21 protein-coding genes are annotated in these 22,265 nt (G+C 63.4%); 15 read left to right on the forward strand and 6 right to left on the reverse strand.

What is annotated here, in order from left to right; all coding sequences use genetic code 11:
* Positions 1–202 precede the first annotated feature (202 nt).
* Entirely contained in the window at positions 203–1,561 is a 1,359-nt protein-coding gene (locus tag HY57_RS22280; RefSeq protein WP_019464747.1) for a 3-oxoacid CoA-transferase, read from the reverse strand.
* 221 nt (positions 1,562–1,782) lie between these two features.
* Here HY57_RS22280 and HY57_RS07855 point away from each other — a divergent pair, with 221 nt between their 5' ends.
* The 9 genes from HY57_RS07855 to HY57_RS07895 all read left to right on the forward strand — a co-directional run bounded on the left by HY57_RS07855 (position 1,783) and on the right by HY57_RS07895 (position 11,862).
* Entirely contained in the window at positions 1,783–2,154 is a 372-nt protein-coding gene (locus HY57_RS07855; RefSeq protein WP_019464746.1) for a BlaI/MecI/CopY family transcriptional regulator, read from the forward strand.
* The gene (locus tag HY57_RS20790) at positions 2,141–3,796 is read left to right on the forward strand and encodes a M56 family metallopeptidase (protein ID WP_019464745.1); all 1,656 of its coding nucleotides are present in this window, start codon (positions 2,141–2,143) and stop codon (positions 3,794–3,796) included. Before HY57_RS07855 ends, HY57_RS20790 begins: the two co-directional genes overlap by 14 nt.
* Before the next feature lie 130 nt (positions 3,797–3,926).
* Positions 3,927–4,919, forward strand: coding sequence for an isoaspartyl peptidase/L-asparaginase family protein (locus HY57_RS07865; protein WP_019464743.1), 993 nt, complete (start codon positions 3,927–3,929; stop codon positions 4,917–4,919).
* 366 nt (positions 4,920–5,285) lie between these two features.
* Positions 5,286–5,762, forward strand: a complete 477-nt coding sequence (locus HY57_RS07870) for a type IV pilin protein (protein WP_081500612.1) — start codon at positions 5,286–5,288, stop codon at positions 5,760–5,762.
* 8 nt (positions 5,763–5,770) lie between these two features.
* Positions 5,771–6,244, forward strand: a complete 474-nt coding sequence (locus HY57_RS07875) for a GspH/FimT family pseudopilin (protein ID WP_026033832.1) — start codon at positions 5,771–5,773, stop codon at positions 6,242–6,244.
* On the forward strand, positions 6,241–6,804 hold the full coding sequence (pilV, locus tag HY57_RS07880; RefSeq protein ID WP_019464740.1) for a type IV pilus modification protein PilV: 564 nt from the start codon (positions 6,241–6,243) through the stop codon (positions 6,802–6,804). The genes HY57_RS07875 and pilV overlap by 4 nt, the downstream gene beginning before the upstream one ends.
* Before the next feature lie 44 nt (positions 6,805–6,848).
* Positions 6,849–7,898, forward strand: coding sequence for a PilW family protein (locus HY57_RS07885; RefSeq protein WP_019464739.1), 1,050 nt, complete (start codon positions 6,849–6,851; stop codon positions 7,896–7,898).
* Positions 7,895–8,449, forward strand: coding sequence for a pilus assembly PilX N-terminal domain-containing protein (locus HY57_RS07890; RefSeq protein ID WP_081500611.1), 555 nt, complete (start codon positions 7,895–7,897; stop codon positions 8,447–8,449). Before HY57_RS07885 ends, HY57_RS07890 begins: the two co-directional genes overlap by 4 nt.
* A gap of 29 nt (positions 8,450–8,478) precedes the next feature.
* Entirely contained in the window at positions 8,479–11,862 is a 3,384-nt protein-coding gene (locus tag HY57_RS07895) for a pilus assembly protein (protein ID WP_019464737.1), read from the forward strand.
* A 127-nt stretch (positions 11,863–11,989) separates the two neighbouring features.
* Here HY57_RS07895 and HY57_RS07900 read toward each other — a convergent pair whose 3' ends face one another.
* The 3 genes from HY57_RS07900 to HY57_RS07910 all read right to left on the reverse strand — a co-directional run bounded on the left by HY57_RS07900 (position 11,990) and on the right by HY57_RS07910 (position 15,692).
* Complete coding sequence (locus HY57_RS07900) at positions 11,990–12,553, reverse strand: response regulator transcription factor (RefSeq protein WP_019464736.1); 564 nt, start codon at positions 12,551–12,553, stop codon at positions 11,990–11,992.
* Between the two features lie 98 nt (positions 12,554–12,651).
* Entirely contained in the window at positions 12,652–13,926 is a 1,275-nt protein-coding gene (locus HY57_RS07905; protein ID WP_019464735.1) for an ATP-binding protein, read from the reverse strand.
* Between the two features lie 233 nt (positions 13,927–14,159).
* Complete coding sequence (locus HY57_RS07910; protein WP_019464734.1) at positions 14,160–15,692, reverse strand: peptide MFS transporter; 1,533 nt, start codon at positions 15,690–15,692, stop codon at positions 14,160–14,162.
* Positions 15,693–15,930: 238 nt separating this feature from the next.
* Between HY57_RS07910 and HY57_RS07915 the strand changes: the two genes are divergently transcribed.
* From HY57_RS07915 to HY57_RS07930, 4 genes are all read left to right on the forward strand, one after another.
* The gene (locus HY57_RS07915) at positions 15,931–16,302 is read left to right on the forward strand and encodes a diacylglycerol kinase (protein ID WP_019464733.1); all 372 of its coding nucleotides are present in this window, start codon (positions 15,931–15,933) and stop codon (positions 16,300–16,302) included.
* Positions 16,303–16,470: 168 nt separating this feature from the next.
* Complete coding sequence (locus tag HY57_RS07920; protein ID WP_026033830.1) at positions 16,471–17,085, forward strand: LemA family protein; 615 nt, start codon at positions 16,471–16,473, stop codon at positions 17,083–17,085.
* A 4-nt stretch (positions 17,086–17,089) separates the two neighbouring features.
* Positions 17,090–17,983: a TPM domain-containing protein gene (locus tag HY57_RS07925; protein WP_144240864.1), complete on the forward strand. Its 894-nt coding sequence runs from the start codon at positions 17,090–17,092 to the stop codon at positions 17,981–17,983.
* Position 17,984: 1 nt separating this feature from the next.
* Positions 17,985–18,488: a TPM domain-containing protein gene (locus HY57_RS07930; RefSeq protein ID WP_019467298.1), complete on the forward strand. Its 504-nt coding sequence runs from the start codon at positions 17,985–17,987 to the stop codon at positions 18,486–18,488.
* Positions 18,489–18,646: 158 nt separating this feature from the next.
* Here HY57_RS07930 and HY57_RS07935 read toward each other — a convergent pair whose 3' ends face one another.
* On the reverse strand, positions 18,647–19,333 hold the full coding sequence (locus HY57_RS07935) for a helix-turn-helix domain-containing protein (protein WP_019467299.1): 687 nt from the start codon (positions 19,331–19,333) through the stop codon (positions 18,647–18,649).
* Between the two features lie 257 nt (positions 19,334–19,590).
* On the opposite strand from HY57_RS07935, the gene HY57_RS20795 reads away from it, so the two are divergent.
* A complete protein-coding gene (locus HY57_RS20795; protein WP_157786207.1) occupies positions 19,591–20,676 on the forward strand; it encodes a fimbrial protein in 1,086 nt (361 codons plus the stop codon).
* A gap of 490 nt (positions 20,677–21,166) precedes the next feature.
* Here HY57_RS20795 and HY57_RS21530 read toward each other — a convergent pair whose 3' ends face one another.
* The gene (locus HY57_RS21530) at positions 21,167–21,385 is read right to left on the reverse strand and encodes a hypothetical protein (RefSeq protein WP_144240790.1); all 219 of its coding nucleotides are present in this window, start codon (positions 21,383–21,385) and stop codon (positions 21,167–21,169) included.
* A 118-nt stretch (positions 21,386–21,503) separates the two neighbouring features.
* Here HY57_RS21530 and HY57_RS07945 point away from each other — a divergent pair, with 118 nt between their 5' ends.
* Positions 21,504–22,265, forward strand: a complete 762-nt coding sequence (locus tag HY57_RS07945; protein WP_019467302.1) for a DUF2118 domain-containing protein — start codon at positions 21,504–21,506, stop codon at positions 22,263–22,265.

Below are 22,265 nucleotides of genomic sequence, written 5' to 3' on the forward strand. Positions count from 1 at the left end.
TCGCCGTCATTCCCGCGAAAGCGGGAATCCAGCGCCTTTTAGGCGCCATCGAAAGCTGAAAGTCACTGGATTCCCGCTTTCGCGGGAATGACGATGAGGGGAAATGAGCGTTCAAGCGAGGTCGTGAACAGGCTCTTAGAGCAGGTTCTCAGACGCTACTGTATGCAGCCCTCCGGCATGCGCCGGAGGGCCATGGTGGTGCTTATTGCTTCAGTGACGGACTCACGGCGAAGGCGCAGCCCGTCTTCGCCTTCACGTCGTCCAGCGACACGCCATCGTGCAGCTCGATCAGCGTCAGGCCCTTGCCCTTCTCGACCGAGAACACACACAGGTCGGTGATGATCAGGTCCACGCATTCCTTGCCGGTGATGGGCAGGTCGCACTGGTCCTTGATCTTGGGCGAACCGTCTTTCGCGGTGTGCTCCATCAGCACGACCACGCGCTTCACGCCGCTGACCAGGTCCATCGCGCCGCCCGGGCCCTTCACCATCTTGCCCGGCACCATCCAGTTGGCGAGGTCGCCGGTGCAGGACACTTCCAGACCGCCGAGGATGGACAGGTCGATGTGGCCGCCGCGGATCATCGCGAACGACTCGGCACTGGAGAAGAAGCTCGAGCCGGGCAGGGTGGTGATGGTCTGCTTGCCGGCGTTGATCAGGTCCGGGTCGACGTGCGCGTCATCCGGGAACGGGCCGATGCCGAGCAGGCCGTTCTCCGATTGCAGGGTCACGTCCATGCCCGGCGGGATGTAGTTGGCCACCAGGGTCGGGATGCCGATGCCGAGGTTCACATAGAAACCGTCCTGCAGCTCCTTCGCGGCGCGCTGCGCCATGGCGGTGCGGATCGGGCTTTCCTTGCCGGTGTTGGCGCCGGCAACGGTGCGGAATTCGATGCGCTTCTCGTACGACGGACCCTGGATGATGCGGTCCACATAGATGCCCGGCACGTGGATGCCGTCCGGCGGCAGCTCGCCCACTTCCACAAGTTCTTCCACTTCGGCCACGCAGACCTTGCCGCAGGTGGCGATCATCGGGTTGAAGTTGCGCGCGGTCTTGCGGAACACCAGGTTGCCCAGGCGGTCGCCCTTCCACGCCTTCACGATGGAAACGTCGGCATGGATGGCTTCTTCCAGCACATATTCCTTGCCGTTGAACAGCTTGGTCTCCTTGCCCTCGGCCAGCTTGGTGCCGAACGCGGTGCGCGTGTAAAAGCCCGGGATGCCCGCGCCACCGGCGCGCAGCTTCTCGGCCAGCGTGCCCTGCGGCACCAGGTGCAGCTCCAGCTCGCCAGCCAGCACCTGGCGTTCGAACTCCTTGTTCTCGCCCACGTAGGAGGCGTACACGCGCTTGACCTGCCGGGTCTTGAGCAGCGGGCCCATGCCGAAATCGTCCACGCCAGCGTTGTTGCCGACGATGGTGAGCCCCTTGGTACCCGCCGCGAGCAGCGCTGCGATCAGGTTCTCAGGGATGCCGCAGAGGCCGAAGCCGCCGGCGGCGATGGTCATGTCGTCGAACAGCAGACCGTCCAGGGCTTGCGCCGCGCTTGCATAAACCTTGTCCATTGCGATGCCTTCTAGCAGGGGAGAGCCAGCCTCCAAGGATACGACGGATTGGTGACCGCTCACCCTGTACGAAAGTCTCAGGCAATGCGGATGGCGTCCTGGCGCGGTTCGGCAGCGGAGCCCAGGTGGGGCGCAAGGCGAGCGTGGTGCCCGGAAAGCGCTTGACCTGGTTCGATTACGCATGTAAACATCAATGCAATTACACGCGTAAACGGTGATGTATGGCGGTCAGCGAAGCCGAGGCGATCATCATGGAGGTGCTGTGGCGCTCGTCGCCGCGCAGCGCCGAGGACATCCTGGCGGAGGTCGGCCCGCAACAGGGCTGGCAGGAGGGCACGGTGAAGTCCCTGCTCAACCGCCTGCTCAAGAAGAAGGCCGTGAAGGCCGAGCGCGAGGGGCGCCGCTATCTCTACGCGCCGCGCCTGACGCGCGAGCAGTACGTGTCGCAGGAGAGCAAAGGGCTGCTGGATCGCCTTTTCGGTGGCCGGGTGGCGCCGCTGGTAGCGCACTTCTCCGAACAGAAGAAGCTGTCGAAGAAGGACATTGCCGAACTGAAGAAGCTGCTGCAGGAGCTTGATGATGAGCAGTCCTGAGTGGATCTCGCACGGCTGGCTGGCGACGTTGGCATTCACCTTCGGTGTGTGTGCGGTGGCCCTGTTGCGCCATCCATGTCGTCGCCTGTTCGGCACGGAGCTGGCGGCGCTTTTGTGGACGGTGCCGCCGCTCGCCGTTGTCGTCGCGTGCCTGCCGCATGTGGTGACCGGGCCGTTGGCGGGACTCCCGCCTATCGTGGTGCAAATCGCCAGCGCCCCAGGGCCGCTGGTGACGGCTGCCCAAGCTTCCACGACTCAGCCGGAGCTACCGTGGTTCGTATCCATGGCATGGCTCGGCGGTGTCGTGGGTGTTTCGCTGGTGGCCCTGATGGCGCAGCGACGTTACCGGTATCGCCTGCGCGATGCGGTGCCCATGCCCGGGACGACCTTTCCATGGCCCGTGTTGAAGGCCACGCATGCTGATGTAGGTCCAGCACTGGTTGGAGCATGGCGCCCGCGCATCGTCTTGCCCGCGGATTTCGAGCGCCGCTATGAGCCAGGCGAGCGGGCATTGATTCTTGCGCACGAGGCGACACATGCGCGTCGGCTGGATGGTTGGTGGTGCCTAATCGGTCAGGCGGTTGCTTCGCTGTTCTGGTTCCACCCTCTTGCATGGTGGGGGCTGCGCGCGCTGCGCCATGACCTTGAGCTCGCATGCGACGCCGCCGTGGTTCACACGAACGATGCGTCGCGCGCCATGTATGCGCGCGCCATGCTCAAGACACAGGCCACTGGCGCCCTGCTGCCGGTGGGTTGCAGTTGGTCTTCACGACATCCCGTCACGGAGAGAATCGTCATGTTGAAGCGGATTCAACCGGGTCATGCCCGGCGTTCGGCAGGTCGCATGAGCCTGGGTTTGCTTGTCGCGGCCTTGTCCGCTGTGGTGTACGCCGCCACAGGGCAGGATGGTGCCGCCTATCACCCGGGAAAGGACGTCGTGACGAGCGCGCTGAAGGCTGCGCGTCCGGCGCAGGAAGCGCTGGCTGAGTCAACGAGTCGCCCGTCAGGCAACCCGTCCGGCAATGCTGCATTGGGTTTGCCTGCGCCGGACAGCGGCGCGTTCGGCCCTGCGATCAAGCGCCTGGAGATCGCTGAGGGCGGCCATGTATTGGTTACCCTGGCCGACGTACACGGAGCGGTCGCTGGCCATCTGGATCTCGAAATGCACCCGGCTGCGCAAGTCGGCAGTGTCGGCTGGTCGTGCCGCAGCAGCGACATCCCCGACGTGCAGCAGCTTGCCCCGACGTGTTCTTACCTGGCTGGTTTTGCCGGAAAGCACAAGGTGGACCTCATGTCGTTCGATCGCTTCAGCCTCGACGTAGCGCTCTCCATCAACGGCAAGGAGGTCGACAAGGCTGCCAAGGTCTGCCTGAAAACAGGCGAGCCCTATCGTTTCACCAGGGAGCAGGATGCATCACATCCGCCCGTGCAAGGCTCGGTCAGCGTGCAGCCCATGGCTAGTGGGCAGGTGGAAATTCGCAGTGCACTGGAGGGCGGCATCATCCGGCAGCCCATCTTCCCCAAACTGCATTCCTACCCTGGCCAGACCGCCACCATCCAGGTGGGCGAGAAAGTTGGTGGCGACCATCCAGAAGACCACACGGTGAAGTTGGACGTTATCGCGACGCCCGGTTGCGCCTGAGCGGATGCGCGGCCATACGGCCGCGTTTCGTTAGCCGTGCTGGCTATACTCCCCGCCAACGTTGTGGGGAGTACCGTCCGTGAAGTCCAGCTGTCTTGTCGCCGCCGTCGCGGCGCTGGGAATTGCGTCCATGTGCCATGCCGCTTCGCCGGTGCTGGTGATCCACGGGGGCGCTGGCGTCATCAAGCGCGAGATGAGCCCGGCCAAGGAAAAGGCCGTGCGCGCCGCGCTTGTCCAGTCATTGCAGAACGGTTACGCGCAACTCAAGGCGGGCAAGAGCGCGGTGGATGCGGTGTCCGCTGCCATCACCGTGCTCGAGGACGATCCCAACTTCAACGCCGGCAAGGGTTCGGTGTTCACCCATGACGGCAAGAACGAGATGGATGCCGCCATCATGGACGGCGCCACGCTGGAGGCGGGCTCGATTGCGGGCGTGCACCGCGTGAAGAACCCGATCCTGCTGGCGCGCGCCGTGATGGAAAAGTCGCCGCACGTCATGCTGGTGGGCGATGGCGCGGAGGAGTTTGCGCGGCAGGCGGGCGTGACGCTGGTCGATCCGTCCTATTTCCGCACGGAAGAACGCTGGCAGCAGCTGCAGAAGGCGCTCAAGGAAGACGAGAACCACGAAAAGCATTCAGACGTGGAGACGGCCAAACACTTCGGCACCGTGGGTGCGGTGGCGCTTGATGCCCAGGGGCACCTGGCGGCAGGCACCTCGACGGGCGGCATGACGGACAAGCGCTGGGGCCGCGTGGGCGATTCGCCGATTATCGGCGCGGGTACGTACGCCAACTCGGGCTGTGCGGTTTCCGGTACCGGCTGGGGTGAGTACTACCTGCGCACCGTGGCGGCCCACTCGATCTGCATGCGCGTCACCCAAATGCGGGTGCCGCTGCGCCGTGCCGCGGCGGAAGTGATCAACCAGGAAATCCCGTCCATGGGGGGCAACGGCGGCGCCATTGCCCTGGATGAGAACGGCACGGTGGCCATGCCTTTCAATACGGACGGCATGTACCGCGGCTGGATCGGTGCCGACGGCGTACCGCATGTCGCCATTTATGGGGATGAAGACGACGGCGCGGGGGATCCGCTGCCCGGCGGCGGGGCGGACGGCCGGGGCTGATCCGGCGGCTCCCGGCCCGATCCGGAACGCGACGGCGGCAGCACGGCGGAATACTGCGTCTTCCGTCTCAAACGAGCGTTGGCGGCCGCAATAATTTGCAGGCATGGGCCGTCCCGGTTCACGGCTTGCCTCAGACTGAATCGTTTCCATGGCCCGCCCGGCCGGCAAACTGTGGCCCACTTAACAATTGGATCATCGGCCCCCGAGATGGCCCGGCTGGCTGCTAGTTAAATCCATCCGGCCTATGCCAAACTGAACATCGACGGCATTCGTCAGCACAACTAAGTTCAATGCGCAGGGGGCGCTACTCGCGGATCAGGAACGATCATCGGTTCAACACATTCAGGAGTCCTAAGGGGAGGGCGAATGAATAGGAGTGGTCATCGTTTCGGGGGTAACCCCCATCTGCGGGCATCGGCGGCTTCGTCGCGCGTTGCACGCGCCAGCGTCCGCGGGTTCACCCTCATCGAGCTGATGACCGTGGTGATCATCCTCGGGATCCTGACCGCTGTGGCGGTTTCCAAGTACCACCAGTACGTCGTGCGGGCGAACCGCAACGCCGCGGAAGACGTCCTGCTCGGCATAGCGTCCGCCGAAGAGCGGTATCTGATCGACAACCGGGCCTATGTGGCCACTGCCTCGTCGGTTGGCTACCCCGCCTCTGCGTTTCCGGGCAACACGTACGCCAACTACAGCTTTGTGATAACGCCCGGTACGGGTGCACTGCCGAGCTACACCATCACGGCCACCCCCACGTCCACGGGCGCCCAGGCCAACGATACCGCCTGCAACCCCCTGTCGTTGGCCAGTGATGGTACGAAATTGCCAACCAGCTGCTGGTAACGAGTGCCATGACAATGCGCGTCCAACGCGGATACACCCTGGTTGAACTGCTCGCCACCCTGGCGGTGTTCGTCACGCTGTTGCTGTTTGCCGTACCGAACTTCGGGATCATGCTGGGCAACCAGCGCATCAAGAATGCCGCGCTGGACGTGGTATCCACCGTCACGTTCGCACGCAGCGAGGCCGTCAAGCGCAATGCCCAGGTGAATGTGTCTGCCGCCGCGGCAGGCTGGCAGGGTGGCTGGGGTGTTGCGCCGGCATCCGCCTCCACCATCCGCAGTCATGACATCTTCAACGGCGTTACCATCACCGAGGCGGGCGGCAACACCCAGTACCAGTTCAGTGGCAACGGGCGCATGACCCAGCCGCTCAGCCTGAAGTTCACCGTCAAGCCGTCGACGGCCAGCAGCAAGATACAAACCCTGTGCGTCAATGTCGGGTCGAGCGGCCGCACGCAGACCACGTCGGGAGCCTGCTCATGAAGCACCAGCGAGGCGTCTTGCTGATCGAAGTCATGGTGTCGATGTTCATCGCCGCCATTGCCCTGCTTGGCGCGATTGCGCTGTCGCTGAACTCGTCGCGCAACCAAATGGAGTCCTACCAGCGCGTGCAGGCGCTGACCCTGGTGCAGGACATGGTGTCGCGCATCAACGCCAATCGGCAGGTGGCGGCTTGTTACTCCAACGGCGCCACGGGCACGGCGACCAACGCGACCCTGCCCACCTGTAGCACCACCCTTGTGGCGGGCAGCAGCACGCAGCAGCAGTCCACCGCCAATGCCGACCTTGCGGCCTGGAAGAGCGAACTGCAGGGCGCCGGCGAAACCAGTGGTACCACCAAGGCCGGCGTCATGATCGGTGCCATTGGTTGCATCAACCAGACCGATTCCGTCAACAACGTCTACAGCGTGACCGTGGCCTGGCAGGGCTTGTCGTCCACGGTCACCAACAACTACGTGACCTGTGGTTCGGGCAACTACGGTAGTGATGACAAGCGGCGCGCCGTCAGCGTCCTCGTCCAGATCGGCAACCTCAGCTCATGACCTCTATGCCTATCCTCTTCCGTCGATCGGGTCCGGGACGCGGCATGCTGCGTCTTTCGCAGCGCGGCCTGTCGCTGATCGAGCTCATGATCGCCATGGCGATTGGCCTGATCATGCTGGCCGCGCTGGCCGGCCTGTACATGTCCAACAACTCGACGCACAACGAGTTCAGCAAGACCTCCGCGCAGGTGGAAAACGGACGCTTCGCGATCCAGTCGATTGAGACGGACATCGCCCAGTCCGGTTTCTACGGGCGCGCGAGCCTGGTGTCTTCGGCGCCGAGCTATGGCAACCCCGATCCCTGTGCCACGGTCCTGACATCGATGGGGTTCGCCACCACGCCCTCGCTGACCTTGCCCAACGGCGTGGTGGGTCTGGTCTATGGTGCGACCGTGCCTACCTGCCTCAGCGGCCAGAACGTAGCGCCCAATTCCGAGATGCTGGTGGTGCGCTATGCCTCGGGCGATGTTTCGGCAAGCGTGGACACCACGAACTACTTCCTGCAGCTGTCGCAGTGCACCCAGGACACAGTGCCGCTGGTGTTCGACAAGACGGCCAGCAAATTCACCCTGCAGACCCTGGCCTGCAACGGCACGAAGGCCGAGATGCGCCAGTACGTGGAGCGCATTTATTTTCTCTCCACCTGCGATACCTGCTCGCCGAGCGACAATATTCCTACGCTGAAGGTGGCCGAGCTCAAGGCCGGCTCGCTGGTCATCTCGTCGCTGGTGCAGGGCATCCAGGACATCCATTACAGCTACGGCATCGACGAGGACCAGAACGGTTCGCCCGACTGCTACGTGGACGACCCGGGCAAGGACAATACCGCGAACTGCACGGCGATTTCCCCGACTTACAGCTGGGGCAACGCGGTCACCAATTGGTACAACGTGACGGCCGTGCGCGTCAGCCTGCTGGCGAGGAATACCGATCCAACGGTCGGTTGGAACGATACGCGTACCTACAACCTCGGTCGCACCACCGTCGACGGCGGACAGACCACCGACGGTCCCTACAACGACACCTACAAGCGTCACGTCTACACCACGCTTGCACGCGTGTGGAACACCGGTGGCTTGCGGGAGATGAAATGATGAAACGCACCCCTGCCGCACGACGTGACCAGTGCGGCTTTACCCTGGTCACCACGCTGATCTTCCTGTTGATCTTCATGGTGTCCGCCATTTCGATGGTTGGCGTCAGCATGGTCGACGTCAAGGTTGCCAGTAATCAGCAGTACCAGTTCGAAGCGCAGACGGCTGCGCAAAAGGGTATCGAGTACGTCGTGAGTCAGCCGTTCACGCAGACCCTGATCACGGCAAACTCCAACGTGGACGTGCCGCTTTACAGCAGCAAGGCAAACTACACCGCGCAGGTGTCGGCGCCCGTCTGCGAGGCGATCGTGCCGGCGGTGATTCCGTCGCCGCCGACGACGCCCCAGGACATCGCGTGCGCCGGTAGTAGCGGGTATTCCACCGATGGCTTGATCAACGCCGGCAACAACAGCACCGCCGTCTGCTCGGACACGCAGTGGGACGTGCAGTCCACCGTGAATGACACCACCCTCTCGGCCACCTCCGTCGTGCTTCACCAAGGCATTTCGGCGCGCATGTACACCATTCCCGCGCGAGCCGTCTGCAAATGAACCCCATGCCTCCTATCCGGGATCGTGCCATGCGCCAGCATCGCCACCTACTCCGTCGCTTTCTGCCCCTCGCCTTGCTTGCCGCGGTGGCAGGCATGCTTTCGCCCTCGGTGGGAGCGGAGGACATCGACATTTACGCGCCGGCGCTCAACTACACGGCGGGCGGTGCGCCAGATCTGATTTTCAACCTGAACACGGCGCAGGAGTGGTCCTCCGCGGTGTCATTCACCTGTCCCACGGTGAATGGTCAGAACCCCAACTCGGGCAATTTCAAGCCGCAGTCGCTGTCCGGATTTATTCAATGCGGGCTGTACACGGCGGTATACAACCTGGGGCAGAACCCAGCGTTGGCAGGCAACATCAATATGGGCCTGATGCGCTACAACGACACGGGGGACGGCATCTCCAACAACAACGGGCTAGCCTTTTCCGGCAATGGTGGCACGTTCAAGTTTCCCTCGGTGATTGGCTCTCCCGGCCCGGCACCGCAGGCCTTGCCGTGCATTGGACACTCCACCACCACCCCCTCCAACTGCCCCAATGGGATCCCCAGCATGGCGAGTCTGCTCAGTGCCATCCAGGCGCTGAATACCAAGAACGTCCAGTCTGGCGGTGACGGTACCAAGCAAAACATGGGCACTGGCGAGCAGGAGGTTTGGGCTTATTACTCGGCCAAGGTAGGCCAGTCCAACGAGAGCTACACGAATCTCGTCAACAGCGACCATTGCCGAAAGAACTTTCAGATATTCATTGCCGGTGTCAATAACGCCTCCAGTATCTCCGGCAATAGCGTCGATTGGATTGATCCGCTGATAGCGGCGGGCGCCACCACAGCGCAACAGCAGCCTGTGGTTCTCCCCCCTGCCAATAACGGCTGGCAGGGGCTGGGCGGCGGCCCGGAGTGGTCGCGCTTCATGTACCAGACGGCGGCCGGCACAGGCAATCAGAGCATCATCACCTACACCATCGTGGTGTGGGATGGCACCACGAACAACAAGGCGCTGGGTGCCCTCGAGTACTATCAGGCGATGGCGTCCAACGGCGGTGGCAAGGCCTTCATCATCAACCTTACGGACACCAACCCGCTGCAGGAGTTGGTCGACGACCTTTCGCAGATCTTCAACGAAGTCCAGGCTGTCAACAGCGTGTTCTCGTCGGTGAGCTTGCCGTTGAGCGCGAACAACGAGGGTACGTACAACAACCAGTTCTTCTATGGCATGTTCCGCCCCGAAAACAGCTTCCTCCCGCGCTGGTGGGGCAACCTGAAGCAATACCAGGCCGGTTACATCAACGGTACGCTGGTGCTTACCGACGCCAAGGGTAGCGCGGCGGTGAATTCGGCGACGACGGGCTTCATCACGCCGGGGGCCACGAGCTTCTGGACCACGGCGACCAATGCCGTGGGTACGGCGCAATGGCCTTCAACGGGGTATTGGTACAACACCTATGTCGCCAAGGGAAATGTCTTTGGCACAGGCAGTGCCACGAACGATCCCACGGATGCCCCTGACGGAGCGCTGGTGGAGAAGGGCGCGGTGGCGGAAGTGCTGCGTGGCGTGAACCTGGTCAGCGACGTGCGTACGGTTTACACCTGTGCCAATAGCGGAGGCAGTTGCACGGCCAACGCGGTGCCGGACAAGTTCGCCACAAGCAACAGCACGCTGACGGCGAGTACGGCGTTCACCACGACCACCAGCACCGTGCCCACCACCAATACGCTGATCAACTGGGTGCGTGGCGAGGACCTGGCCGGCAACGAAACCGAGCCGGGTCCGTATGGATACAACCCCAATACCTCACCTTCGCCTGCGTTGCCGACGGGCGCCACGTCCACGGCGCGCCCCTCCATCCACGGCGACGTGCTGCATTCGCAGCCGGCGGTGATCAACTACGGTGGCAGCACGGGCGTGGTCGTGTATTACGGCACCAATGACGGCATGTTCCATGCCATCAACGGCAACCAGTCGGGAAGCATTGGCACGGGTGCGACCGCCGTGCCGGCCGGCGGCGAGTTGTGGTCGTTCGTGGCACCGGAGTTTTTTGGCAAGCTCGTCCGCCTGTACAACAACAGTCCGACCGCCAAGTTCGGCGCCAACCCTCCGCAGGGTTCGACGTCGAAGGATTACTTCATGGACGGCACCACGGCGACGTTCCAGGACAATCGCCCGGCCAGCACCACGTATGGCAAGAAGTACATCTACCTGACGCCGCGCCGCGGTGGCTCGTTCATCTATGCCTTTGACGTCACGGATCCGTTGAATCCCAAGTTCCTTTGGGAAAAGACCAAGACCGACCTGCCCGAGCTGGGTCAGGCGTGGTCGCGGCCCATCGTGGCGCTGGTGCCTGGCCATACCAATCCGGTGCTGATCATGGGCGGCGGTTATGACCCGACCTATGAGGATGTCGATCCCTATGTGGGCCCGGACACGCAGGGGCGCGCCATCTTCGTGCTCGATGCGGTCACTGGCTCTCCGGTCTGGGTGGCGCAGCCGTCGTGTTCGAACGCGCCTGCGAGTGCCACGTGCGTGGCGGTGCCGACCATGACTTCTGCGATTCCTTCGCAGCTGACCTTGTTGGACCGCAACAGTGACGGCTACATCGACCGCATTTATGCCCCTGACCTGGGCGGCAATATCTGGCGTGTGGATTTGCCGACCAGCGGCGGCTGGACGGTGTCGCAGCTGGCCAGTCTGGGTGGCACGGGCAACAACGCGCGCAAGTTCTTCTATCCGGTCGATGTGGTGACCACGTCGTCGTATGACGTGGTGGTGGCGTCGTCGGGCGATCGCGAGCACCCGCTCTACTCGCAGGCCACGGGCTCGGCCAATCTGGTGCAGAACGCGTTCTTCGCCATCTATGACCCCAATACTGGTACCTCGGTGCCGACGGGCTGGACGCCGTACACGGAGAGCAACCTCACTCTGACGTTCACCAGTGGCAATACGCCGGTGGCCTACAACCAGTCAACGGCTACAGCCCAATCCGGTGGCCCCAGTAAAGGTTTCTTCATCAACTACGTGTCGGGCGAGAAGGGCGTGAACGCCCCGGTCATCGTGGCCGGGTATGCCTATTTCGGCACCAACACGCCGTCGTCCCCCAGCTCCACGCAGTGCGTGGCCAACCTTGGTATCGCAGAGGGATACGCCATCAATGTGTTTACCGGCCTGGGCATGAACAGCCAGGGCTTCGTGACCTTCACCGGCGGTGGCATGCCGCCCACGCCGGTGTTCGGTTTCGTGCAGATCGGCACGGCGACGGTGGCCGTATTGACGGGTGGCGGCAACCAGCAGGGCGCGAATGGAGGAACGGGACTTGCGACTGGTACGTCTTCTGACATCGACGTGAACCAGATTTCGCCGCCGGCCCTGCACACCCGCAAGCGCACCTACTGGTACAAGGAAGGCGTGAAGTAATCGCCACGTTTTCCTGACGCTTCCCAGAAACAGACAAGGCCCGCCATGATGGCGGGCCTTGTCATTTGGGGCGGTCGCAAAGCGATGGTTTCGGCTGCCGGCCCGGAGAGGGCAGGCGATGCCCGCCTCAATCCTCGTGATCAGGCCGCTCGCGCACCGGATGCTTGCTGAGCTTGCGCTGCAAGGTGCGGCGATGCATGCCCAGGCGGCGGGCGGTTTCGGAGATGTTGCCGTCGCATTCGGTGAGCACGCGCTGGATGTGCTCCCACTCCAGGCGGCGCAGGGCGAGCGGGGCCTCCGGTGCGTCGATCACGTCGTCTTCGCTGGCGGTGGTGTCGCCGTCCAGCAGGGCGCGCACCACGGCGTCGGCGTCGACGGGCTTGGCCAGGTAATCGTGCGCGCCGCGCTTGATGGCTTCCACCGCGGTGGCGATGGAGGCGTAGCCGGTCAGCAGCAGCACGCGGATCTCGGGCACCAGGGCCTGCAGTTCCGGGATCAGGCGCAGGCCGTTTTCCTCGCCCAGCTTCAAGTCGAGCACGCAGTAGCGCGGCTGGTGGCGGCGGGTAAGGGCGCGGGCCTCGTCGGCGTTGCTGGCGGTGATGACGTCGAAGCCGCGCGAGCTCATGGCGCGTGCAAGCACGCGGGCAAACGTGGCGTCGTCATCGATGATTAGTAGTTGTTGATCACTCATGTGCTTCTCCTCGGCGTATTGCCGATGTAGGCATTTTCGCCGGTGCGACAACGCATGCCCATGTGGCCATGTGCCACTGTGGCTATCCGCCGCATGGATTATGACGCGGCAATCACCGCCAGCGGCAGGCGCAGACGCATCTGGGCGCCATGCCCGGTGTTGAGGGCGATGATCTCGCCATCCAGCCGCTCCGCCGTTGCCTCGGCCAGCGCCAGCCCAATGCCCAGGCCCGTCTGCTTGTGCGAGCGGCCCAGTTCCGACAGCTCGCCGGAGAGGTCGGCGAAGCCGGGCCCGTGGTCGGTCACGATCAGCTCCAGCCAGCCACCGTCGCGCCGCACGGTGAGCGCGACGGCCTGGGACTGGTTGATGGCCGACGCATCCGCCGCGTTGTTCAGCAGGTTGAGCAGGGCGTGGCGCAGGCCCGGCGGTGTGCGCAGCACGGTGCGGGCGGCCTCCTGGTCCAGGGCAAGCGCCAGGTCGGCCTCCGGGCGCAGCAGCTGGAAGCGCTCCAGGCAGCCGTGGATGAAGCTGTCGACGGTGAGCTGTTCCGGCTCCTGCGAGAGCTGCGCCTTGCCGAAGGCGACCATCTCCCGAAGGATGGTGCGGCAGCGGTCCACCTGGCCTTCCAGCAGTTCGAGATCCTCGGCCAGTGCGGTGTCACCCGCGTGCTCGCGGCGCAGCTCTGGCAGAAGGGTGCGCATGGTGGCCAGCGGGGTGTTCAGCTCGTGCGCGGCGCCCGCCGCCTGCGTGGCGATGGCGAGGATGCCTTCGTCGCGCAGGGCGCGTTCCCGCACGCGCTGCACTTCCAGCTGCTGCAGGCGCACGGCGCGCGCCAGGCGGTTGATGAAGAAGCCCAGCAGCACCGCCATGATCAGGAAGTTCACGCCCATGCCGAGCACGTGCAGCGAGAACTCGGCGGTGGAGTGCATCGGCACCGGCAACGGCACGTACCAGAACAGCAGCACCAGGTAGGCCGCGCCGACCAGCGCGGCCACGGCGAGCACGGCGTGGACGGTCAGCGCCGCGGCGCTCAGTGCGATGGGAATCAACAGCAGGGTGATGAACGGATTGCTGGCGCCACCGGTGAAGTGCAGCAGATAGCCGAGCACCAGGGTGTCCACGCCAACGTGGAGAATGGTTTCCCACTGCTGGATGGGCCAGGGCTGCGTCAGGCGCCAGGCGGCGAACATCGCGAAGACGGCGAGCAGGCCAATGCCGACCATCAGCGGCAGCAGCGGGATGTCCATGTGCATCCACAGTGCACAGACCAGCACGGCGGTGCTCTGGCCGGCGATGGCGCAGATGCGCAGCCAGGCCAGGCTGCGGAACAGGGTGCGGGGGCCGATGCGTTGCTGAGTGGAGGCGCGCTTCATGGCCGCGATACTAACGGGTTTGTCCGACGTCCCCGGTATCTGGTCATGCAGGTGCGGCACTATGAGCCCCGGTTCCCACCGTCATTCCCGCGAAGGCGGGAATCCAGCGCCTTTGCTCTCGTCCAAAAGGGGCGAACGACACTGGATTCCCGCCTTCGCGGGAATGACGGGTCTAGAGGGTTTCTTGAGGCTCCAAAAAAAACTCGCCCCGGCGAGCGGGGCGAGTAGAGAGGTCAGACTTCTTCGCTGTGCACAGCCGGCAAGGGCGTGTGCGCCTCGGAGTGACTGCGCGAGAGCTTGTTCATCAGCGGCAGCATGACCAGGGCGATCACCGTGCAGCCCACGCCCACGAAGCCGAGCTTGTTGAACAGGCCCACGTAGATGTTCAGCGACTCCACCGGGCTGCTGATGTTCTCCGGCATGGCGGCCAGGTTGGCCACCACACTGCCCAGGTACTGCGAGATGCCCACGGCCACGTAGTACGCGCCCATCATGAAGCCGCCCATGCGGGCCGGCACGTAGCGGGCGATCATGGCCAGGCCCAGGCCGCTCACCAGCAGCTCGCCCAGCGAGTACAGGCCGTAGCCCCAGATCATCGTCCAGGACGACACCTGGCCGTCGACGGCGCTCAGGGCGCCGAAGCCGTACATAAAGAAGCCCAGCGCCACGGCGGCGAAGCCGAAGGCGAACTTGGCGGCCACCGACGGATCTTTGCCGGCGCGGCCGAGCGTGTTGTAGATCGCCACCAGCACGGGGCTGAGGATCACGATCCAGATCGCGTTGAGGTTCTGGTACTGCTCGGGGATCCAGTTGAACAGGTGCGTGCCGAATACGTCGAACGACAGGTTCACGTTCTTCTGCGCGAATAGGTTCAGCGAGGTCGCCATCTGCGCGTAGAAGATGAAGAAGAAGATCGTCTGCACGGTGAGCACCAGCGCGGCGATCAGACCGGCGCGCTCGCTCTTCTGGGCATTGCGGATCAGGTGGAAGAAGATGCCAAGGATCACGATGCCGGCGAGGTACACGCAGATCTTCGCGGCCAGCAGGCTCTGCAGGATGAAGGCCGCCACCACCACCAGCACCAGCGACGCGGCGAGCAGGGCGAGGGCGCGGCTGGCCTTGACCGGCTGCTCATCGGCCGGGGAGCCGATATGCGCCAGCGTGCGGTGCATCAGCGAATAGTTGATCAGGCCCAAGGCCAGGCCTACTGCGCAGGAACCGAAGGCCGTATGCCAGCCCATCGCGTCGCTGTAGTGCTGTGCGACGTAGTCGCGGATCCACGGCGTGGCCGTCATCGAAACCATCGAGCCAACGTTCACCGCCATGTAGTAGATGGTGAAGGCGCTATCGATGCGGACGTCGTCACCCTCGTAGATCTTGCGCACAAGGTTGCCGGCGTTGGGCTTGAAGAAGCCGTTGCCGACGATGATCACGCCCAGCGACAGATAGGTGAGCGTCGGATCGTTGGAGGGAATCCACAGCATCGCGTAGCCAAGCGTCAGCACGAGCGCGCCGATGACCATGGTGCGGCGGGTGCCGATCAATTTGTCGCCGACCCAGCCGCCGATGGCGGGCGTGGCATAGATCAGCGCGGCGGCCGCGCCCCACACGAGGTTGGCCTTGGTGTCGGCGAAGCCGAGCTTCTTCATCATGTAGGTGACCATGAGCACCTGCATGCCGTAGAAGCCGAAGCGCTCCCACATCTCGATCAGGAAGACGGTGCTGAACGAGCGGGTCTGGGAGACCGGTGGATTCTGGATTGCCATTCAATTGTCCGTACTGCGGTTCATACAACGGCCGCCCAGACAGGCGGCCGGCTGGCGTGACCTGGGAAACCGGTCACAAAGTGGCCAAGCGTAACCGATTCGTCATTCAGGTAACGTTGCGGTGCCGCACGCAGGAAGCTGCGATCTGCCCGTGCATCAGGGGGATATGGCAATATGAGCGGCTTGTGCCCGCCATTCGCGGGCCGCGGCCAGCCCGCACGCACGAGAGGACCACACCATGGCCGCCAACGGTTTCCGCGGGCCCCGGCAAATCTGGAATGCCTTCAAGTGGTCCATGAAAGGGCTGCGGGCGGGCTGGCGCCACGAGGCGTCGTTCCGGCTGGAAGTCTGCATCGCCGTGGTGCTGGTGCCGCTGGGCCTGTGGCTGGGCAACGGCCCGCTGGAGAAGATCGCCCTGGTGCTGCCGCCCGTACTGGTGCTGTCGGCCGAGCTGCTCAATTCGGCCGTGGAGGCCGTGGTCGACAAGGTCAGCCCCGAGTTTCACGAACTGGCTGGCCGTGCCAAGGACATGGGTTCGGCCGCCGTATTCCTGCTGCTGGCCATGACCGCCCTGACCTGGGGCCTGATCCTGTGGCCTCACTGGGCCTAAACCCCACTCCTTCCCCTGTGGGAGCGCACCCGGTGCGCAACAAGGCCCACCTCACCGCATGGCAGGCCAGATGCCTGCAGAGTCCGCGCGACAAACCAGCGCCCGCCAGATTGCGCCCTTAACCGCGGAAATGCTGCAATGGTGGCTCCACCGGATTGGAGCACCCCCATGAAACTTCTTCGTTCCCTTGCTTTGCTGCTGGTCGTCGCCGGCCTGTCGGGCTGCGGTTACAACGCCATCCAGCGCCAGGACGAGGCAGTGAAGGCCTCCTGGTCCGAAGTGCTCAACCAATACCAGCGTCGCGCTGACCTGGTGCCCAACCTGGTCAACACGGTGAAGGGCTACGCGCAGCACGAAGAGCGCGTGCTCACCGAAGTCACCAATGCCCGCGCCAAGGTGGGCAGCACGCAGCTGACCACCGACGACCTGAACAACCCCGAGAAGCTCAAGCAGTTCCAGGCCGCGCAGGGCGAGCTGTCCAGCGCGCTGTCGCGCCTGATGGTGGTGAGCGAGAACTACCCCCAGCTCAAGGCTGACGGCCTGTTCCAGAACCTGCAGGCGCAGCTGGAAGGCACCGAGAACCGCATCACTGTGGCGCGCAACCGCTACGTGAAAGAGGTGCAGGAATACAACTCGATGATCCGCACCTTCCCGAACAACCTCACCGCGAAGATGTTCGGCTACCAGGTGAAGCCGAACTTCTCGGTCGAGAATGAAAAGGCCATTTCCACGGCGCCGACGGTCGACTTCGGCAACCCGGCGCACGCTGCCTCGGCGCACTGACATGATGCGGCGCATGGCGCGCCTGCTGTGGGTGCTGGCGGTGGCCTTGCTGCCGCTGGCACTGCTGCATGCCGATGACGCAGTGCCCACCCTCACGCGCCACGTCACCGACCTCACCGGTACGCTGACGCCGCAGCAGGTCGACCAGATGGACGCGCAACTGGTGTCCCTGGAAAAGACCAAGGGCGCGCAGCTGGTGGTGCTGATGGTGCCGACCACGCAGCCGCAGGAGATCGAGGAATACTCGCTGGCCGTGGCGGAGAAGAACAAGATCGGCCGCAAGGGTACGGACGACGGCCTGCTGCTGCTGGTGGCCAAGAACGATCGCCGCGTGCGCATCGAGGTGGGTTATGGCCTGGAAGGCGCGGTGCCCGATGCGGCCACCGCGCGCATCATCCGCGAATACATCGCGCCGAAATTCCGCACCAACGACTACTTCGGCGGCATCAACGATGCCGTGGGCGCGCTTACCCAGCTGGTCAACGGCGAGGCCTTGCCGCCGCCGGTGGAGAGCGGCCATCGCACGCGCCGCCGTGGCGTCGATTTCGGCCAGGTGCTGCTGATCGGCGTATTCATCGGGATCTTCCTGCGCAGCTTTCTTGGCAGCACCACGGTATGGCTGCGCACGCCGCTGGGCGCGGCAGTCGCGGGCGGTATCGTGTGGCTGCTTGCCGCGTCGGTCGGGGCGGGCATCCTCGCGGCGATCATCGGCGGCGTCATGATGCTGCTGCCGGGCGGCGGCGGACGCTCCATCGGTGGTGGTGGCTGGGGCGGGTTTGGCGGTGGTGGCTTCGGTGGCTGGGGCGGTGGCGGCGGTGGCGGCGGCTTCGGCGGAGGCGGTGGCTTCAGCGGTGGCGGCGGCAGCTTCGGTGGTGGTGGTTCATCGGGGAGCTGGTGACATGTCGCGCATGCAACGTCTGCTGATGAATCTGTTCGACGGCTGGTTCCAGTTGCGCCGGCGCTTTCCCAAAAGCCTGCTTGACGAGATGACCACGGCCATCCGCCAGGGCGAGCAGGAGCATCGCGGCGAGGTGTGTTTCGCCATCGAATCCCGGCTCGCGCCGGGCGCCGTGCTCAACGGGCTCAACGCGGACCACCGGGCGCGGCAGGTCTTCGCCCAACTGCATGTATGGGACACGCAGCACAACAGCGGCGTGCTGTTCTACGTGCTGATGGCGGAGCATCGCGTGGTGGTCCTGGCTGACCGCGGCGTGGCCAAGGCTGTGGCGCAGGCCGAGTGGGATGCCATCCGCGACCACATGCTGGCCAGTTTCTCACGCGGGGATTGGCGCAAGGGCTGCCTCGACGGCATTGCCGAAGCGCACGCACTTCTGCTGAAACATTTTCCTGGCAATGACAAGGACGCACCCGACGAATTGCCGGATCGCCCGATACTGCTCTGACCTCAGAGGATGAGCTTGAAGGGTGTCAAGGCGACGATGGGCGCGAAAGCTTGGGAATGGGTGGCGCTACAGCGGCCTGTGCCCGTGGCGATGCCCTGAGTTTCTTGCTCCGCGCCTTCACGTCAATCAGGGGGCGCAGATACCAGGGCGCTGCCGCTTCAACGGCGCCGATGCCGCCGGTGTTCCATCATGGTTCCAATGACGCGGCCGGGGTTGTCCGCCGACACTCGAATGATGTCGAAATCCTCGTTGAGAGGCGCGAGTTCGAAGACAGGCTGGTTAGTTGGATCGATGCCACGAGGCCGATACTTCAAGAAGATGGCGCTCGTGTCGCTATCGAGCTTTGCAACGACAAAATCCCCTGGAAGGGGAGGGGTGCTCGGGTCGACGATGACGATATCGCCTGGTCGAAACTCGCTCAGCATCGCCTCGTCCTGAATTTCCAGGGCAAACGCGAATTGGCTCAAGCGCTCTGCCAGTTCGCCCCCGATGACCAGCGGCCGCAGGCCATCATACTTTGAAGAGCCTTGCCCCCTCGGCCATTCGCCGGCCTGCGCATGGGAGAGGATGGGTATCAGCCTGGTCTCGTCCTTGACGGCATGGCGGCTGGCAGCGGGGCCAGCATATCCTCCTGAGCCCTTTCCCGTTTTCAGGTAGGCGACAGTGACGCCTAGCGCGTCTGCCGCCGCCTGAAGCGCGGCATTCCGGATGTTCTCCGGATCAGTTGTTCCGTCCTCCCAATACTTGATCGAGGTCCCGGTGACTCCGGCTTTCACGCCAAGGGCGCGCTGCGAGAGCCCACTGGCGGCGCGGGCAGCCTTGAGTCGATCGCCGAATCTTTTCATGGCAATAAGACTACTTGCCAGAGCGAAAAGTATACTTTCCTTTGATTGGAAAGTGTACTTATCATCAGGGATATTTACCTTCTCACCATGCCTTTGCCACTGATTCTCTACGGCTCCCTAAGGGGGCGGGGCGCTGACTGGCAAAAAGAAGGCGAGCGATTGGTTATGACGCCTCCCTGCGAAGCGAGGCGATGGCGAGGCTTGGAGCGTATCAGCCCAACGTTGGGAGCAAAACATTGATGTTCGTGGAGCGGAGTATGAAAACGACATGCCATCCATGCGATCGGCACCTTGACTCATCAGAGCGCGCTGTTGGGCAGTTCCTCCCACATCGGCACTGCCAAGCCTGGCTGCAGGCCATCCTTTTCCTCATCTCGCTGCTCGCCAGCAACGCCCTTTGGGCGACGGGATGCAGCAGCCTCAATGGCAACCCGAAGACATTCACCATCAACCTGGGTGGCGGAAGCGTCATGATTCCACGCGACACCGCGACGGGTGCGGTGCTCTATACGGTCAATGGTCCCCAGCTACCCCAGGGCTCGGTAGCGGACACCAGCAGCTGGATAGCGCAATGCACAAACGGCAACGGCATCACGAACGGCGTGCTGATGACCACGCCCTGGCCGGCGGTTAGCCCTGGGTTGTACGCCACCAATGTGAGTGGCATTGCTGTGCGGATCAAGCGATTTGCGAACACGTTTCCCTTTAGCTACGCATATACGCCGGCAAGCTTCACCGGAGGTGGCCCGCCCTACGGCTGGTACTTCAACGCTGGCCCCATCGTCACCTACAGCTTCGAAAAAACGGGTCCCATCTCCGGCGGTACCGTCACCGCCGCCGATATCGCTAACGTGGGGATGAACTACGACGGCACGGTCTATGCCTTCTATACCAACACAAGCGGACAGCTCACCTTCACTGTGGGGGCATGCGTGACGCCGGACATACAGGTGCCGCTAGACCCGATGCCGACATCGGCATTCAGCGGAGCCGGCAGCACGGCGGGAGCCAAGCCCTTCAGTATTGCCGTGAACGGTTGCCCGCCTGGTTTGAACTCGGTGATGTACCAGTTGGATGCGGCGTCAGGCATCAGTGTGATCAACGCGGCTCAGGGCGTCATCGGTCTTGGCCAGAGCGCCTCGGCGACGGGCGTTGGCCTGCAGATTCGGGACGGCAGCAATAATCCGGTGAGTTTCGGCGCCATGCATGCAACAACGGGCTACAACAAGACAAGTGGCGGGAGCTTTTCCATCCCCTTGAAGGCGATGTACTACCAGACGGCCGCCAGGATGACTGCGGGGTCGGTTGCTTCCCAGGCTGTCTTCACCATGAGTTACCAATAACGGCACGCGACGGCGATACGGCCCACTGGCGTGTCCTGATGACGCGCGCATGGGTGGGGTAGTTACGTAAACGTATGGGATGGAACCAAAGGCAGCCGTTGCATGCGGCTGCTTTTTTTTGGGGTGCCTCGCGAGTTTACGCCCAATGATCGAGTCGGCCCTGTTCAAGCCAAATCCTGCAAGAAGCAGTGGCTGCAAGCCCCCTTGGCGCTCACGGGTAAGGGCCTTCCGCTCGAACCTCGCGCAAGTTAAATCAAGGCGTGAAAGGCGGCATCCATGGAACATGACGAATCACGGCGTGCGTGATGGATGACATCCATTGTGAGCACATGCCGCGACATTCGGATTATCGCCGGATATGTGTTGCGGCAAAGATATCCGGACATGAATATGCGTAACGCCGGTGTCTCGCTGCACGATGCAATGTGGCTTGTCGCTACGGTTCGCTTGCCTGTTTGTATACCTGTTCCTTTCAGGTTCGCTCAGCGTGTCAATTCCGGCATAACAAGTCTGCGGTGATGACGCCGTTGGCAATGACCTTAAACGTAATGGGAGTCAGTCCATGAGGAAAATCGACAAGGCCGAACTGGCCAAGGCCGAACTGGCCGGTGGTTGCTGCAAGCGCGCGTGCACGGGCGGTGGCGGTGGCAATGGTAAAGGTGGCAACGGCGTCTAATCCGTCCACAGAAATCGTCGCAAGGTCGGCCACGACATCTGTCGTGGTCGACGCTTGAGTTCTGTATGACAGAGGTGAATGCGGCTTACGGCGTGCGGCAAGGCGCGGCAGGCTGAAGGATGGCTAGCGACAGGGAGTGTCCCGTTTGGATATGCCTCATCTTCCCCGCTTTGGCGACGTGGCTTGGCGTTGGGTTGCCTACGCCTCGTCAGCGATCGTGCTTATCGCTGTTGCATCGGCGTTTCATGCAGAGATTGAACTGAAGCGCGACGTTGCCTGTGAGGTGGTGTCGCCGTCTGTGCTGCCGATTCCGGTGCAAGGCGGGAAAGTTTCTGGTGTATACGTCCATGCGGGACAGCGGATAAGGCAAGGCGAACCCTTGCTTGCGCTGTTGTCCATCGCATCGGGAGTATCCGAGTCGGCTGGTGACGTCGATAACGTCGTCGCACCACAGGATGGTGTTGTCGCATTCGTTCATGCCCGGGTTGGGCGCTGGCTGGAACGCGGCGATGTTGCGGTGATCCTTGATACCCAGCCGGATGGGCCACTACAGGTGGTTCTGCGCATCCCTTCCGGTCAGCGCGGGTTCGTGCAGCACGGCCAGCGCGTGGGCATCAAGTTGGATGCGTTCCCCTTTTCGCGCTTTGGCGTGCGTGCGGCCACGATAGGCTCCGTGTCCGAAGTGACGACGGGTAATGCCGTTGCTGACAGTCCGCTGGAAGATTCCGGCATCGCCAAGGACGCCAGCTCGGACTATCTCGCCTGGGCCTCATTGGGTGCCCGCACGTTTCGCTACGGCGGGGAAGAGCTCCACATTTTTCCGGGTATGCGGGGCAGGGCGTCCATCGTGGTTGAGCGACTGACGCTGGCTGAGTGGCTGTTCGCACCGCTGCTTCGCGCCGTTCGCGGTTGA

Source organism: Dyella japonica A8, from assembly GCF_000725385.1.
GTDB classification, from domain to species: Bacteria; Pseudomonadota; Gammaproteobacteria; order Xanthomonadales; family Rhodanobacteraceae; genus Dyella; species Dyella japonica_C.

Excerpts from the sequence above, each read along its gene's own strand:
- HY57_RS22280 (WP_019464747.1), bottom strand. The coding sequence starts at position 1,561 with ATGGACAAGGTTTATGCAAGCGCGGCGCAAGCCCTGGACGGTCTGCTG.
- HY57_RS07855 (WP_019464746.1), top strand. The coding sequence starts at position 1,783 with ATGGCGGTCAGCGAAGCCGAGGCGATCATCATGGAGGTGCTGTGGCGC.
- HY57_RS20790 (WP_019464745.1), top strand. The coding sequence starts at position 2,141 with ATGAGCAGTCCTGAGTGGATCTCGCACGGCTGGCTGGCGACGTTGGCA.
- HY57_RS07865 (WP_019464743.1), top strand. The coding sequence starts at position 3,927 with ATGTGCCATGCCGCTTCGCCGGTGCTGGTGATCCACGGGGGCGCTGGC.
- HY57_RS07870 (WP_081500612.1), top strand. The coding sequence starts at position 5,286 with ATGAATAGGAGTGGTCATCGTTTCGGGGGTAACCCCCATCTGCGGGCA.
- HY57_RS07875 (WP_026033832.1), top strand. The coding sequence starts at position 5,771 with ATGACAATGCGCGTCCAACGCGGATACACCCTGGTTGAACTGCTCGCC.
- pilV (WP_019464740.1), top strand. The coding sequence starts at position 6,241 with ATGAAGCACCAGCGAGGCGTCTTGCTGATCGAAGTCATGGTGTCGATG.
- HY57_RS07885 (WP_019464739.1), top strand. The coding sequence starts at position 6,849 with ATGCTGCGTCTTTCGCAGCGCGGCCTGTCGCTGATCGAGCTCATGATC.
- HY57_RS07890 (WP_081500611.1), top strand. The coding sequence starts at position 7,895 with ATGATGAAACGCACCCCTGCCGCACGACGTGACCAGTGCGGCTTTACC.
- HY57_RS07895 (WP_019464737.1), top strand. The coding sequence starts at position 8,479 with ATGCGCCAGCATCGCCACCTACTCCGTCGCTTTCTGCCCCTCGCCTTG.
- HY57_RS07900 (WP_019464736.1), bottom strand. The coding sequence starts at position 12,553 with ATGAGTGATCAACAACTACTAATCATCGATGACGACGCCACGTTTGCC.
- HY57_RS07905 (WP_019464735.1), bottom strand. The coding sequence starts at position 13,926 with ATGAAGCGCGCCTCCACTCAGCAACGCATCGGCCCCCGCACCCTGTTC.
- HY57_RS07910 (WP_019464734.1), bottom strand. The coding sequence starts at position 15,692 with ATGGCAATCCAGAATCCACCGGTCTCCCAGACCCGCTCGTTCAGCACC.
- HY57_RS07915 (WP_019464733.1), top strand. The coding sequence starts at position 15,931 with ATGGCCGCCAACGGTTTCCGCGGGCCCCGGCAAATCTGGAATGCCTTC.
- HY57_RS07920 (WP_026033830.1), top strand. The coding sequence starts at position 16,471 with ATGAAACTTCTTCGTTCCCTTGCTTTGCTGCTGGTCGTCGCCGGCCTG.
- HY57_RS07925 (WP_144240864.1), top strand. The coding sequence starts at position 17,090 with ATGCGGCGCATGGCGCGCCTGCTGTGGGTGCTGGCGGTGGCCTTGCTG.
- HY57_RS07930 (WP_019467298.1), top strand. The coding sequence starts at position 17,985 with ATGTCGCGCATGCAACGTCTGCTGATGAATCTGTTCGACGGCTGGTTC.
- HY57_RS07935 (WP_019467299.1), bottom strand. The coding sequence starts at position 19,333 with ATGAAAAGATTCGGCGATCGACTCAAGGCTGCCCGCGCCGCCAGTGGG.
- HY57_RS20795 (WP_157786207.1), top strand. The coding sequence starts at position 19,591 with ATGAAAACGACATGCCATCCATGCGATCGGCACCTTGACTCATCAGAG.
- HY57_RS07945 (WP_019467302.1), top strand. The coding sequence starts at position 21,504 with ATGCCTCATCTTCCCCGCTTTGGCGACGTGGCTTGGCGTTGGGTTGCC.